We start from the raw sequence: 14,518 nt of genomic DNA, 5'->3' as shown, positions 1-14,518 counted from the left end.
CATGCAGGGCATTCGACGGTCAACAGTCGTTCACCGGTTGTCCGGCCGTGAGATGGTACGCGGCCCGCTCGTCGAGCAGCAGCGGTACGAGGTCGCGCAGGGACTGCCGGAGCGGCACCAGCGCGCCTTTCCCTCCCGGTTTCGACCGGATTCCGTGGAGCGCAAGCTCGTCGGCGACCTCTCCGTACTGCTCCGCGGTGAGGCGGTAGCCGCACGGAGGGTCATCGATGACCTGGTCCGGCGTGGCCGGATCGTTATCCGCACCGCCGAGGTGGACGGGGCCGCGATCGGCATATCCGGACAGCCGGGCCAGGGTGGTGGCGGTTTCGATCCGGGCACGGCGTACACCCACAAAGTCCACCAAACCGTGCAAACCAGACAGTTGTGAGGTGACCCGCCGCCGGTTGTTGAGGGCGGGGTCGGCCTCCTCCTCGTCGGTCAGAGGATTCGTCCGGGTTTCCACGAGCAGCCCCACGGAGTGCTTGATCCCGGCGGTGTTGCGCAGAATGCGTTCCTGGCCGTCGCCCGCGACCTGCTTGACGGGCTCGCCTGTCTCCGGGTCGGTCCAGATCCCGTAGATGCCGGAACTGAAGCCCGACGACTCGGCGGCCGGGCGGACGAAGTCCTCGGAGAGGGTGTGCGCCTCGTCGTGCACACGGTCGTCGGTGTTGAGATTGCGCGGCCAGAGGGAGAGCAGATCCTTGACGTAGTACGGCTCGGTGGGGCCGTACTCGTGCAGGTCGTACACGACGTCGGGGCGGTAGTCGCGGATGAGGGCCGCCATGGCCCTGCCCTCGGCGGTCCTCAGGGCGATGTGGTCGCGGTTGATGTCGACGCCGTCGGCGTTGCCGCGTGTGTCGGCGGCCCTGCCGTCCGGATTGGCGGTGGGGACGACGAGGACGGCGGTGCGCTCCAGGAAACGCCGGGTGCCGGGGTCCCGGGCGTACGCGAGGTCGCGGACCTTGGACAGGCACGCGTCCCGCCCTGACGGCTCGTCACCGTGCTGGCTGCACAGCAGCAGGACGGTATTGCCGCGGGCGGTCTGCGCCGCGGTGGGAGGTGCGCTCGCACCGATCCGTACGAGCTGAAGGGGCCGCCCCTGCGCCGTGGTGCCGATCCGGTCGACGGCGACACCGCGATGGTCGCGGTCCACCCGGGCGAGCAGTTCCTGCTCCTCGGGCTGAGTGGTCCAGCGGGCGCCGTTGCTGCGCTCGAACCCGGTACGCGGCGGAGCGGCGGCGGTGCCCGTGGTGTTCGCCGGGCCCGGTGCCGCGGAGACTTCCGCCGGACCGGACGTTCCGGAGGCGTGGGCGGGCGCGACGAGCAGTGGCGCGGCGAGTACGGCGCCCAGAGCGCCGAGGACGAGAGCGCGAGGTCTCACGGGGCGGTGCCTCCCTGGTGGTTCCGGCTAGCGGTCGGACCCGGACGGAATCCGGGCGGCGCGCGGAGCGTTGACGGCCCGGCCCGGGGTCTCCGCGGGCGCCGCGGCACGGGGCGGGCTCCCGGCCGTGGCGCGCACGAAGGCCCCGGCTCCACCGACCAGCGGCAGATGCGCTGCCGTACGGGCCAGGTCGAGAGTGAGCCGGGGCGTTGAGGCGGGCGGGTCGATGAGCCCCGCGTCCGTGCCCGCGACAATCAGCGCGAGCCGGTGCCCCGCCGGTACGACGTGGTCGCTCGCGTGCAGGTCGAGCGTGATCCGGTACTTCTTGCCCGGCGTCAGGGGACGGCCGGTGTGCTCCGAGGCGTAGTTGCCGAGGTCGGCCCAGCCGCGGCCGAAGACGGTGCGGCCGACCTCGGCCACCTTGGGCTCCGTCTCCTTGAAGCAGGCGCTGTCGCCGGACGTGCTGCTCCCCCAGCAGGTGCGCTCGGGCAGAGTGGTGATGCCCTCGCCCGCGTCGCCGTAGTCGCGGATCGTGGCGGGTCCGAGGTCGACGAGGACGGCGGACAGATGGGCGCTGGTCGTCGACGGGGTCGCGGTGACCGTGACCGACCCGGATCCGGACAGCCGCAGATCCTTGCGCAGGGCGGGGGTGATAAACCCGGCCTTGGCGGGTGACGGGGAGTCGGCCCCGGCGGCCCAGTCGGTCTCGCTCAGCTTCGGGTCGTCGGTGAAGGTCTCCGCCGCCCCGGGCCGGGCGGGGAGCAGGCCGAGACGCCCGACGCCGGGCTCCTGCCCCGTGCGCGGGCGCAGGGCGGTGGCCCGAGTGCCGTCCGGAGGCCAGACGCGATCGGTGGACCACCGTCCGGGGGCCCGCTCGATGTCGGCCATCGGTGCGCGGTCGATGCCGTTGTCGTAGCCCAGCAGATAGTGGTCGAACCAACGGTGGAGGGTCTTGACCCAGTCCGCGCGGCGGAAGTCGAACGGGTCGACGTGCCCGGTCTGGGAGAGCCAGATCTTGCGCTCGACGCCCGCGTCGGCGAGCGCGTCCCACCACTGACCGACGTGCCGGGTGCGGACGTTGAGGTCCTGCATGCCGTGGACGGCGAAGACACTGGCGCGTACGCGCCGGGCGTCGGGGACGTGGTCGCGCTCGTTCCACAGCGGCGTCCAGTCACCGGTGCGCGGGGCGCCGGCGACGAGCCGCTGCTGCACGGCCTTGCAGCGGGCGCGGGCCTCGGGGCTCTCCACGTAGTCCGACAGCCAGTCGGGACCGCTGTCGTGGAGCGGGGCGCCCTTGGCGAAGTAGTAGTCGTACCAGGAACTGATGGCGCCGATGGGGACGATGGTCTTCAGGCCTTCGACGCCGGTGGCGGCCACGCCGTTGGCGATCGTGCCGTCGTAGCTCTTGCCGATCATTCCGACGGCGCCGGTCGACCAGCGCGCCGTGGCGGGAGCGCCGCCGGTGCGGGAGGTGTAGCCCCGGGCGCGGCCGTTCAGCCAGTCGACGACCGCCTTGGCCGACCGGACGTCGGAGCGGCCGCCGACGTCGACGCAGCCGTCGGAGCGGTTGGTGCCGGCGAGGTCGACAAGAACGGCCGCATAGCCGCGCGGGACGAAGTAGTTGTCGTAGAAGAGCGGGAACTGGACGGGCCGGCCGTCCGCGTCGTAGGTCTTCTTCTGGCTTTCGTTGCCGCGTCCGCAGCAGGAGTAGTACGGACTGGCGTCCATGATCACGGGGATGCGGCGGCCCTGTCGGGCCGGTTCGCGCGGCCGGACGATGTCGACGGCGACGCGGTCGTTCCCGCCGTCCGCGTCCCCGTCGATGCCGGTGTCCACCCATACGGATTCGCGTATCGCGTCGCCGTAGGAGTACGTGGGCCTGCTCTCGGCGGGTGCCGCGGCGGCGGTCTGCACGCCGATGGGCTGGACGAGGACGGCCAGCAGGGCGGCCAGGGCCGCCGGCACGAGCGTTCTCCACTGGGTGCGGGTGACCCGCGCGCGTATCGCCACCGGCCGGACGGTACACGCGTCAACTGCCGTGGGAAAGAGGGCGGTTGTGAAGGCTGGAGGTTGCTCATGCACCGGCGTTCGCACCGGGTCCGGCGCCACATCCGTCGCCTATACACCCCGGCTATACATCACGCGTATAGTCGCGCCGCATGACGGAGACCCATCTGCTGCCGATCCGGACGGCCGCGCTGCTGTTCCCCGCACTGGCGCTGCTCATGTTCGTACCGACGGCGATCGTCCTCTACCGGCGGCACGGCATCATGACCCGCTGGCGGGTGCTGTCGCTGTACGGCGGCGTGTACTACGCACTCTCCGCCTTCTGCATGACCGTCGTCCCGCTGCCGTCGGCTTCCCTCGACGTCTGCGCGGCGTACCCGTCCTTCGCCGAGCCCCAGTTCACGCCGGGAGTCGCGTTCGCGGACATCTGGAAGGAGGCCGACCACCGCGTCACCTTCGGCGCCCTGGTGCTGCACAACTCCGCCGTCTGGCAGTCCGTGTTCAACCTGATCCTGCTGATGCCGCTCGGAGCCTTCGTACGGATCCACTTCCGGCGGGGTCCCGTCGCCGCCACCGCCGCGGGACTGACCGCCTCCCTGTTCTTCGAACTCACCCAGTACACCGGGCTCTGGGGCGTCTACGCCTGCCCGTACCGCCTGTTCGCCGTCGACGACCTCATCGTCAACACCGCGGGCGCCGCCATCGGCTGGGCCGCGGTCGCGTCCCTGTCCCGGACGCTGCCCGACCTGGACGGCCTCGACGACCGTGCCCTGACGCTCACCGGGGTGCCGTTCGGACGGCGGCTGCTCGCCCTGCTGCTGGACCTTCAGGGCGTCGCTCTGCTCACCGCGACCAGCGTCGTCATCGCCTACTTCGCCGTGGGCGGCGACTCCCTGCTCTGGGTACCTCCCGCGGTCTTCGCGCTGTGGTTCGTCGTCGTGCCCTGGTGGAGCGGCGCGACACCGGGCAAGCACGTCCTGCTGCTGAAGCTCGTCACAGCCGACGGCGGCCGGCCCGGACCCGGCCGACTGGCCCTGCGGGCGTTCGCGCTCTGCCCGCCCCTCCTCGTCGTATGGCTCGCGGTGGGGACGCTCCTGCCCGGCTCACTGGTCCCCGCTCCCACGCTGATCGACATCGCGCACGAGATCGGCTACCGGGACGTGGTCGACGCGCTGGCCGCCGACCCGGTCACCGGGCTCGTCCTGCTGTCGGCCGCCACCGCGGCACCCGCGCTCGCCGCCGCCTACGCACGAGCGATCCGCCGCCACCCCGAGGGCCTGGGCCTGCACGAGATCCTCTCCGGCGTACGGAACAAGGCCCTGCCGCACACCCGCGCACGCCGCGCCCCGTCATGTCCACCGCATGGCGATCTTGTGACACCGCGGCCGGTTCTCGTGACGGTACGACAGATGTCCGAATAGGGTCACGGCTGATCCTTCTCCCCGACCAGTTGGAGGACTGACCGTGCACCGCAGACTCCTTGCCCCGAGCGCGCTGGCCGCCTGCGTCATGCTGGCGATCCCCGCCGCCGCGGCGACAGCCGCCCCCCAGGCGGGCACACCCGGCGCCCCAGGACTCGGCGACCCGTACTACCCCGAGAACGGCAACGGCGGGTACGACGTCTCGCACTACGACCTGCGCCTGAAGTACCAGCCGAAGACCGACCGCCTCGAAGGCACCGCGACACTGCTCGCCACCGCCAAGCAGGATCTCTCCCGCTTCAATCTCGACTTCGCGCTGGACGTGAGCGAGGTGCGGGTGAACGGGAAGAAGGCCGAGTACCGCCGCTCGGGCGCGCACGAACTGGAGATCACCCCGCCCGCGCCGCTGGAGAAGGGCCGTGAGATCAGCGTCGTCGTCCGCTACTCGGGCACCCCCTCGGAGGTGAAGGTCGGCGGCTACTCGGCCTGGCTGCGGACCTCCGACGGCGGGGTGGTGGCGAACGAGCCCGAGGCCGCCTGGTGGTGGTTCCCGAGCAACGACCACCCGCTGGACAAGGCCACGTACGACATCTCCGTCTCCGTCCCCGACGGCTCGCAGGCGATCAGCAACGGCGTCCTGCAGTCGCAGAGTTCGAAGCTGGGCTGGACACGCACCAACTGGCGCTCCGACAAGCCGCAGGCCACCTATCTCACGACCCTGGCCGTCGGGAAGTTCGACGTCACGACGGACAAGACCGCCGACGGTCTGCCCGTGCTCAACGCGTACAGCAAGGACCTGGGCGGCAACGCGGGCGCGGCGCGAGCGAGCGTGGAGCGGAGCGTCGAGGTCGCCGAGTGGCTGACCGAGGTCTTCGGCCCGTACCCCTTCAACGCGCTGGGCGGCTACGTCCCGAACGTGCCCACCGGCTACGCGCTGGAGACCCAGACTCGTCCGTTCTACAGCCCCCGCCAGTTCGCGTCGGGGGCGAACGTCTCGGTGGTCGTCCACGAACTGGCGCACCAGTGGTACGGCGACAGCGTCTCGGTCAAGGGCTGGAACGACATCTGGGTCAACGAGGGCTTCGCCCGCTACTCGCAGTGGCTGTGGTCGGAGAAGGAGGGCGAGGGCACGGCGCAGGAACTGGCCGACTACGCCTACGCCTCGTTCAAGGCCGACGACCCGTTCTGGAAGGTGAAGCCGGGCGACCCGGGAGCGGACAACCAGTTCCACCAGGCCGTGTACGACCGGGGCGCGATGGCCCTGCAGGCGCTGCGGAACGAGATCGGCGACAAGGCCTTCTTCGCGATCCTCAAGGGCTGGACGCAGGAGAACGCGTACGGCAACGCGTCGGTGCGGGACTTCGTCCGGTACGCCGAGAAGGTGTCGGGCAAGCCGCTCGCGGGCCTCTTCGAGACCTGGCTCTTCACGCCGTCGAAGCCGGACGCGCCGGAGGCGGCGCGGGCGGAGGTCGGTGCGCGGACCGGTGAGCGGGGTGAGGGCGTGACGGTCGTCGCGCCGACGCGGCCCGCATCGTGGAAGAAGATCGCCGCGACGAACTCCGTCCATGCGCACGGTCGCGACCGCGACCAGCGGCGGGGCGCGGAGTAGGACGACGGACGAGAGCCGGGCCGGGGCAGGTCCCGGGCCCGGCTCGTCGCATGGCTCGGCTCGTCGCATGGCGTCGGGTCGTGGCACGGCTCGGGTCGTGGCACGGCTCGGGTCGGCTCGTGGCACGGCTCGGGTCGGCTCATGGCACGGCTCGGCTCGGCTCGTCGTATGCGCCGACTCGTCGCATGGCTCGGCTCGTCGCAGCATGCCCTGTCCATCCGCCCCCGGGCCGGGGGCGGGTGGAGGCCCGCCCCCAGGACGGGTCGGACGGGCGGGGGCGAACACCGGTGCCGGGCCCGGTGGTTGGCGGGCTGAGAACACCCATGACGCGTAGCGCGCCCGGCCCCGTACGGACCCGTTTCAGCCGCCCGCCGCACGGCGACGTGCGGCCCGCGCATAGGGCAGATACCGCAGCCGCTCCGGCAGCACCGGCACCACCACCCGTACGGCCCGCCCGAACCAGCGCAGCCTGCGCTCGTCCCCGGCGCTCCACTCCAGACCGATGGCCCGGCGCGCCTCCGGCGGCATCAGCCCGACGGTCAGGAAACGCCGCACCCGCAGCAGCGGCGGCAGCAGCGCCGGCCACACCCACCGCACGACCGGCCGCAGAAGGCGCGGGCCGTGCGGAGGCGGCGGCACGTACACGTCGGTGGAGAGCAACTCGCGGACGACCGCGGTCGGTTCCAGCTCCCGCTCCAGCACGCCGCGGTAGTACGGCCAGAACTCCTCCAGCGTCTGCGGCATGTCGCGGTCGCTGATGCCCAGCACCCGGCCCACCCGCAGCCACTCGGCGTAGAGCTGCCGCTCCTCGGCGGGGGTGAACGGGCGGCGGCCCATCACCCGCTGGGCGTGCCGCTGGACGGGGAAGCCGGTGGCATGCACCCATGCGTAGGTGGCGGGGGTGAGCGCGTGGTACGGGCGGTCGTGGGCGTCGGTGCCCCGGATCGGCGCGTGCAGCTTTCGCAACCGCCGGCCCTCCTCGGCCGCGGCCTCACCGCCGTACACCCAGAGCTGCGTGGAGGCGATCGACCGCGCGGCACGGCCCCACGGGTCCGTACGGAACACGGAGTGATCGTCCACGCCCGCGCCGACCGCCGGGTGGGCGACTTGCAGGGTCAGCGCAGCGGGCAGGGCCAGCACGGCCCGCACCTCCCCGGCGAGGCTCCACAGCATCCCGCCTACGGGAGGCGGCTCGGGTCCATCGGCCCGGTTCTCCCGGGCGGCCGTCTCGTGCGCGGTGGTCACCCTTCCATCATCCCTCGCCTGTGGACGCAGTGCGTACCCGCGGAGGGCGGTCCTCGCACCCGGGGTGTTCCCGAGGGCTGCCGGGTGCCGATCGCGACGGCCGGTGCGGCGAGTGCGGCTACTGCGGCGGGTGCGGCTACGTGGGGGGGGTGCGGCGGAACAGGGGCCCGCCGCGGAGGCGGCACGGACTCCGCGGGGGACGTCCCATCGGCGGACCTTTCGTCGGCGGAGCGTTTCGCCGAGGGGGCGTTTCGCCGACGGCGCTTTCGTCGACTGTGCTCGCGCGGGCGCATCCGCCGGGGCGGCCCGTCGGCGCATTCGGGTGACGTCCGAACATTTTCCGTTCGCACATCCGGGCCCTTTCGCGGGGGCAATCCCCGAGAACTCCGCGCCGTGTCATACCCGTTCGAGTGGTTTGACGTCACCGGCACGCATGAAATCCGGGCGACGCGTTCCGAACTGGCGCCCGAACAGGGCGAATTGGTTACTTGACCTTCATACAGGGCGATATTCGATTGGCACGTGCCCGACCAACCACCGGAGGTACGCCATGACATCACCCTGCCCCCCGCCCGTCGACGCCCGTAAGGCCCTGGACTTTCTGAGGACCAGCGGTCTCGTCGATCTCGACGTCCCCCTGGAGCGCATCGTCACCCAGGTCAGTCAACTCGACGACGTCGCCGGATATGTACTCGCCTGGGAGCGCTACGTCCTCGTCGTCGCGAGCGAAGTGGCCGACAGCGCCGATTCCGGCGCCGAAGGCTGAATTCCGTAGGTAACCGATGATCGCCGGGAGGCATTCCATGACAACCGTGCAACCCGGCCGCCGATCATCCCAAGGGCGCGCAGTGGAGGAACGGGCGGTCGCCTGGCTCGCTGCGCGCCGTGCCCTGATCGACCCGGGATCCGCAGGTCAGGACGGAGTCCTGTTCGTCCGCAAGGCGTTGATCGAGACGGCGTTCCTCGTCGGGCTGCGGGCACGTCTCGTACCGGAACCGCTGGAGGACGACTACGCCGCCCTCCTCGACCAGGTCCGTGACATCGCCGAACGCCCCTCCTACCGGGAGCTCATCGCGCGGGACGAGACCGCCCTGCTTCTCTACGCCGGCACCTACGCGGCCCTACGGCTGTGCGGACACGATTCCCCGGAATTCCTGCGGATCGTCCGGCAAGCGGCATCGGGCGGTTATGCCACGGCATTCGAGCGGGTTCCCTACCGTCAACTGGATCTGCTTCACACGCTTCTTCTGTGCGGTATCGAGGATGAGCACGGCAGGCCCTCCATGGACGACGTCCTGCCGTTCTCCTTGCTCTGCAGCCGGCCGAATGTCATCAAGCTGTCCGACCGCGATGTCTACGCCATCACGCACACCGTCTTCTACGTCACGGACTTCGGTCTGCGTGAACCCCTCTGGCCGCCCGGTTTCCAGCCGGGTGAAGCGGTCGAACTCGTCGAAGCGCTGCTGACCGTCTCCCAAGCACGCGAAAACGCCGATCTGGTCGGGGAATTGCTGTGCTGTCTGCTGTGTTTCGGGATCCGGGTTTCCGAACCGGCCGACCGTGCCCGGCAGTTCCTGGAGGCGGTGCAGGAGCCGACCGGACGCGTCAATGGCCCGAGCGGCATCCTGCCTCCGGCGTTCGCGGGCAAGGACGACCAGTACCGCGCATGGGCCGAGGGCTACCACACCACCATCGTCGCGGCTCTGGCCGGGCTGCTCGACCGGAGCCCCCGCACGCTCGTCGCGCAGCGGCCCCCGATTCCCGTACGGGCGGATGCGGAGGTGACGGAGCCGCTGCGGGTGGCCGTCGTCTGGCTCACTGACCACGCCGTACGCCTCCCCGTCCGCACCGGGCTGCCCGCCGCGGCGGCCGCGGCGTGCGGCGCCGCGGCCCTCGGCGAGCCGGACCTCGCCCGTCCGGCCCTGCGGCACTTCGCGCGGCTCCTGGCCGGGGCGGAGGAGTGCGTGTGGCAGGACCACGGCATGGAGATCGCCGGGGAGTTCGCCCGGGGACTGCGCGCGACCGGGATCTCCTGCCCGTCCCTGGAGCGGTTCCTCCGGGCGACCGCGGACGTCGTCCGCACCCTGGACTCGGTCCCGCCCGAGGCGGTGGGGAATCTGCACCGCCTGGCCGCACTGGGCCTGCTCGACGCCCGGCACGCGGCGGATCTGACGGCGGACGCGGCACGGGAGAGCGCCGCGGACCCGGCGTGCGCCGTACCCGCCCTGATGGACGCCGTGAAGACGTACCACCTGGGCAGGGTCGCGGAGACGCTCCGGGAGATGTCCGGGGCCGGCTGGGCGGATCACCGCATCGTGCGCGACACCACCCGCTTCCTTCTCGCGCAGCAGCATGCCGACGGCGCCTTCGGCTACCCGGCGTGCGACGACCCGGGGGAACGCGCACAGGCCCGGCTGTCCTGGACGCGGAGCATCGTGACCGCGCTCGCCTCCGTACGGGATCCCGTACGCACGACCGGCGACCACCGCGCACCGCCGGCGCCGACGGCGGCGCCGGCATCGGCGAACTCCGGCGCGCAGAAGGGCACATGACGCTGCGGGAAACCGTCGACGGGCCGCTCAGGCCGAGGCGTCCGGATCCGTGCGCGCCGTCTCGGCCTTGAGCGCCGCCCTCAGCGTGGCGCCGTTGCGGTAGCCGACCATGGGGGCGATGCGGTCCAGGCTCATGCCGGTCGTGCGGCGCAGATGGTGCGCGCGCTCGACGCGCAGCCGCCGGATGAGGGTGTACGGGGACAGGCCGAGGTGGTCGCGGACGTGGCGCTCCAGCGTGCGCCGTGTCGTACCGACGGCGGCGGCCGCGTCCGCGACGCCGATGTCGCGTTCGATGTTGGCGCGGATCCACGCCTCGAACGCGGTCACCAGCTCGTCCGCCGTGGCGAGATAGCCGGCCGCCGCGTCAACGCTGCGCGCCGGGCGGTCGTCGATGAGGAGCGTCGCGGCGGTGAACTCCGCGAGCTGGGGGCTCACGCGCGAGACCAGGCTCATGGCGAGGTCGATATGCGCGAACGCGGCCCCGGCCGTGGCGATCGCCCCGTCGCGGACGACCATCCTGGACATGTCCAGCTCGACCTTGGGATAGCGCTGACGGAAGACATCGCTCAGCCACCAGCTCGTGGTGGCCCGCCGGTGGTCCAGCAGCCCGGCCTCCGCCAGGACGAATGTGCCGGTGCAGGCGGCGGCCAGCTCCCGGCCGTCGAGCGACCAGGCGCGCAGCGTCCCGCGCAGCCGCTGGACCTCCTCCCGCGCCAGCGCGTCGACGATGCCGGTGGGGCTGTTGGCGGCCATGGCGGGGATCACCAGCACGTCCAGCTCTGCGAGCCGCTCCTCGTCGCCGAGTGCGGCATCGGAGGGGACGAGCAGGCCGCCCGCCGTCGGTACGGGCCCTCCGTCCCCGGTGACCGTGCGGACGGCGACACCTGGAATATCCCGGTCCACATGGCGACGGGCCGCGTCGGCGGTGCGCAGGACGTCCAGGACCGTGGTCAGTCCCGAGTCCCAGCAACCGGGCAGGGCGATCACTCCGACGTTCATGTCGCGAACGCTACGCCGGGTGTCGCGATCACCGATACCCGGCTTCCTACGGTGTCCGCCATGCTTCTCACCGAGACAGTCCCGGCCATGGCGGTGCCGGCATGAGCCTCAAAGTTCAGGTCCGCCGCGACGGGCCGCTGCTGATGATCGCCGTCGACCGGCCGGAGAAGGCCAACGCGTACGACGCCGAGGTCATCGAAGGGCTCGCGCTGGCCTACGCGCGGCTCTCCGACGACGACGCGCTGCGCGTGGCCGTCCTGCACGCCCATGGCCGCCACTTCACCGGCGGCCTCGACCTCGCCTCGCTCGCCCCGCGCCTGGCCGCCGGCGATACGAGCATCATCCCCGCGGAGGGCCGCGACCCGTGGGGCCTGTGGGGCGAACCCGCCTCGAAGCCCGTGGTCGTGGCGGTCCAGGGGCGGTGCTTCACCGCGGGGCTCGAACTCGTCCTCAACGCCGACCTCTGCGTGGCCGCGGACGACGCCGTCTTCGGCCAGCAGGAGGTGAGCCGCGGCATCATCGCGCTCGGCGGGGCGACGACCCGCCTCCCGCAGCGCGTCGGCTGGGGGCGGGCCATGCGCCATCTGCTGACCGGCGACCTGTTCGACGCGGCCGAGGCCCTGCGCATGGGAGTCGTGCAGGAGGTCGTCCCGGCGGGACGCGAACTGGAACGTGCCGTGGACCTGGCGCGGCGGATCGCCGAACAGGCCCCGCTGGCCGTGCAGGCCACCCTGGCGGAGGCCCGTGCCGCGATCGCGCAGCCGGACGAGGACGCCGCGGCCCGCCTGCGCGAGGCGGGCACACGACTGCTGGCGAGCGCGGACGCGCAGGAGGGGATCTCCGCACTGATCGAGCGGCGCCCTCCCGTGTTCACCGGCGCCTGATGCGCCGTGCGTCGCACCGCGCGACGCCGGCGCATTCGTCAACGCACTCACCGCACCGTCCGCACGGACCGACCGCACCGCACCGCACCGCACCCCACGGACCGACCGCACCGAAACACGCCCCAACGGGGATGACAACAGAAGGAGGCGGCGCATGCACGCCGTGATCGGCACCCGGCCCGAGCACTACGAGCGACTCGGTATCACCCCGGAGGTCGTCCAGCCCTGGGAGGACGGCCTCCGCACGGACGCGGCGGACGGGACCTTCGAGTGGTGGTACTGCGACGCACACCTCGAGGACGGATCGACCCTGACGGTCGAGTTCCACACCAAGCCGCCGTTCGTGTCCCCGAAGACACCCCTCACCCCGTTCGTCATGGTGTCGTTGACGCTCCCGGACGGCACACGGATCGACAAGACGTGCACGGAGGCACCCGAAGCGTTCACCGCGTCCAAGGAGGGCTGCGACGTGACGATCGGGGCCAACTCGTTCCGGGGCGGCTTCGAGGACGGTTACGCCGTCCACGTCGAATTCCCGGACTTCGCCGCGGACATCACGCTCACCCCAGAAGTGCCGCCGTGGCGGCCCGAGACGGGGCACGCGTTCTTCGGCGAGGACGAGGACCGGTACATCGCCTGGCTGCCGGTGTGCGCGCGGGCCGCGGCACAGGTCACCCTCGTCAGCGAGGGTCGGACCCGGCAGCTGACGGGCGTGGGCTACCACGACCACAACTGGGGCAACGTCGCGCCGCGCAAGGTCCTGGACCACTGGTACTGGGGCCGGGCCTGCGTCGGTGACTACACCGTGGTGACGCTGATGTTCGTCAGCGACGAGATCTACGGCAAGAAGCGGATGCCGGCCTTCCTGGTCGCCCGGTCGGGGAAGATCCTGGCCTCGGCGGTGGCCGAGGAGAGCCTGACCTTCTCGGCCGAGGACGTCGTCGTCAACGCCGACAGCGGCGTACCGGTCGCGAAGCGTCTCCGGTACGGGACCGAGGCCGGCGAGGCTTCCTATGCGGTGACGTTCGAGCACCGCGAGGACTCCTTCATGCTCGACTTCGGCAACGCCGGGGCCTACCACCGCTTCCTCGGCGACGTCACCGTGGAGGACACGCGCAACGGCCGGACCGAGGCCGTGCACGGCCGCACGCTCTGGGAGTTGCTGTACTTCGGCCCCCGTCCGGAGGAGGGCACCGGCGACAGCGCGCAGGGGGACCGTATGCCGCTGGTCGGCCACCAGGCCTGACCGGCAGGCCGGTTGCCGCGACGCCGGGGTCCGGTCACCGCGCCGGAGGCCTGGGGTGGCCCGCGCGGCGCGCCCACCACGGCGTCGCGGCACCGGCGTTGGGGGCACGGGCGTTGAGGCACTGGCGTTGGGGGCACCGGCGTTGGGGGCACCGACGTTGGGGGCACCGGCGTTGGGGGTCCGCTCAACTCTCCCGCACGGTAAGGGGATTCACGCCGGGACGCGGAACGTCACGGCGGATGGGCCCCTCGCCGCCGGTGAGCGGCGGACCGGTGCCACCCCTCCGGGCAGGCGACGATCTCCGCGGCGATGGCGACCGCCGTCTTCTCGGGCGTGCGGGCCCCGAGATCCAGCCCGATCGGCGAGCGGCGGCGGCTGTCCGCACCGCTGTGAGGCCCGCCTCCCGCAGGCGGGCGAGCCGGTCGGCGTGCGTCCTGCGGGAGCCCATCGGTCAAGTTCAAGTTCGCTTTCTCGCAAAGGAGTTGGAGCGCCGTCAGGTCCTCGTCGGCGGGAATCGGGCAGGCGGATCCATTGACGGTGCCATCCACCGGGATTCCTTCGGGGAGCTCGACGAGGGAGACGACCATGGACGTCGCCGGGGGTTCCGGTGAACCCGGGGGCAGCGCTCCTCGGTGAGTCCGGTGACCAGGGCGTCGGCGGCCGGGCGCAACAGGTCGGTGCCGTCGGGGCTTGTGTTCCGGGCCCTGGACGAGGGCGAGGGCGATGTCGGCGGCCTGCGACGCGTCACCGAAGCCCCCGCTTCCTGGAACGCCTGGGTGAGCATGCCGTAGAGGTCGGTCATGAAGCGCTGCACGGCCTCGCCGCACAGGCGGTCGGAGACGTCGATCACTTGGCGGCGTGCGGCGTGCGGCGAGCGCCGAGCGGCGAGCAGCGTGCGGCGAGCAGCGTGTCCGAGACGACATGGCGACGAGGTCGGTTCGGCGCCGGGATCCCGCGCACGCTGCACGTGGTGTCCCGCCCGCTGCTGCCGCGGCCGTGCCTGGGCGAGGGTCGCGCCGCGCACGCGCTGGGTCGGGTGCCGGAAGGCGTCGTCCTCGTCGCGTACGTACTGGTGGAGGGTCGTCACTGCTGCCCACGACCCTTACCGCCCGGACCTCCCGGCCCGGCCCCGCATTCGTACCGCCCCAGACGTTTCACAGGACTGGTGAGACAG

The 14,518-nt window shown here is 71.9% G+C and carries 11 protein-coding genes and 1 pseudogene; 6 read left to right on the top strand and 6 right to left on the bottom strand.

The features are described 5' to 3' along the window. Positions 1-19: 19 nt before the first annotated feature. Both ACGFNH_RS14510 and ACGFNH_RS14505 read right to left on the bottom strand, forming a co-directional pair. Positions 20-1,381, bottom strand: a complete 1,362-nt coding sequence (locus tag ACGFNH_RS14510; protein ID WP_393653406.1) for a M14 family metallocarboxypeptidase — start codon at positions 1,379-1,381, stop codon at positions 20-22. Between the two features lie 27 nt (positions 1,382-1,408). After that, entirely contained in the window at positions 1,409-3,391 is a 1,983-nt protein-coding gene (locus tag ACGFNH_RS14505; protein ID WP_393653405.1) for a Xaa-Pro dipeptidyl-peptidase, read from the bottom strand. A 149-nt stretch (positions 3,392-3,540) separates the two neighbouring features. On the opposite strand from ACGFNH_RS14505, the gene ACGFNH_RS14500 reads away from it, so the two are divergent. Next, on the top strand, positions 3,541-4,809 hold the full coding sequence (locus ACGFNH_RS14500) for a VanZ family protein (RefSeq protein ID WP_393653404.1): 1,269 nt from the start codon (positions 3,541-3,543) through the stop codon (positions 4,807-4,809). A 43-nt stretch (positions 4,810-4,852) separates the two neighbouring features. Continuing rightward, positions 4,853-6,418, top strand: coding sequence for a M1 family metallopeptidase (locus tag ACGFNH_RS14495; RefSeq protein ID WP_393653403.1), 1,566 nt, complete (start codon positions 4,853-4,855; stop codon positions 6,416-6,418). A 360-nt stretch (positions 6,419-6,778) separates the two neighbouring features. On the opposite strand, the gene ACGFNH_RS14490 is transcribed toward ACGFNH_RS14495, so the two are convergent. Next, entirely contained in the window at positions 6,779-7,591 is an 813-nt protein-coding gene (locus tag ACGFNH_RS14490; protein WP_393653598.1) for an oxygenase MpaB family protein, read from the bottom strand. A gap of 622 nt (positions 7,592-8,213) precedes the next feature. On the opposite strand from ACGFNH_RS14490, the gene ACGFNH_RS14485 reads away from it, so the two are divergent. Next, entirely contained in the window at positions 8,214-8,429 is a 216-nt protein-coding gene (locus tag ACGFNH_RS14485; RefSeq protein ID WP_393653402.1) for a hypothetical protein, read from the top strand. Between the two features lie 37 nt (positions 8,430-8,466). Further along, entirely contained in the window at positions 8,467-10,215 is a 1,749-nt protein-coding gene (locus tag ACGFNH_RS14480; RefSeq protein WP_393653401.1) for a DUF6895 family protein, read from the top strand. Between the two features lie 27 nt (positions 10,216-10,242). On the opposite strand, the gene ACGFNH_RS14475 is transcribed toward ACGFNH_RS14480, so the two are convergent. Continuing rightward, on the bottom strand, positions 10,243-11,214 hold the full coding sequence (locus ACGFNH_RS14475) for a GlxA family transcriptional regulator (protein ID WP_393653400.1): 972 nt from the start codon (positions 11,212-11,214) through the stop codon (positions 10,243-10,245). Positions 11,215-11,315: 101 nt separating this feature from the next. Here ACGFNH_RS14475 and ACGFNH_RS14470 point away from each other — a divergent pair, with 101 nt between their 5' ends. After that, complete coding sequence (locus tag ACGFNH_RS14470) at positions 11,316-12,098, top strand: crotonase/enoyl-CoA hydratase family protein (RefSeq protein ID WP_393653399.1); 783 nt, start codon at positions 11,316-11,318, stop codon at positions 12,096-12,098. A 154-nt stretch (positions 12,099-12,252) separates the two neighbouring features. Continuing rightward, complete coding sequence (locus ACGFNH_RS14465) at positions 12,253-13,344, top strand: hydroxyneurosporene dehydrogenase (protein ID WP_393653398.1); 1,092 nt, start codon at positions 12,253-12,255, stop codon at positions 13,342-13,344. 184 nt (positions 13,345-13,528) lie between these two features. Here ACGFNH_RS14465 and ACGFNH_RS14460 read toward each other — a convergent pair. Continuing rightward, positions 13,529-13,792: pseudogene (locus ACGFNH_RS14460) on the bottom strand (XdhC family protein); the annotation flags it as partial. Positions 13,793-13,837: 45 nt separating this feature from the next. Then, entirely contained in the window at positions 13,838-14,431 is a 594-nt protein-coding gene (locus ACGFNH_RS14455; RefSeq protein ID WP_393653397.1) for a hypothetical protein, read from the bottom strand. Between the last annotated feature and the right edge of the window lie 87 nt (positions 14,432-14,518).

Origin of the sequence: Streptomyces sp. NPDC048639, assembly GCF_043199075.1 — a bacterium.
Lineage (GTDB): Bacteria > Actinomycetota > Actinomycetes > Streptomycetales > Streptomycetaceae > Streptomyces.
The sequence above is the reverse complement of the archived record's forward strand: the minus strand, read 5'-3'. Positions and strand labels throughout refer to the sequence as shown.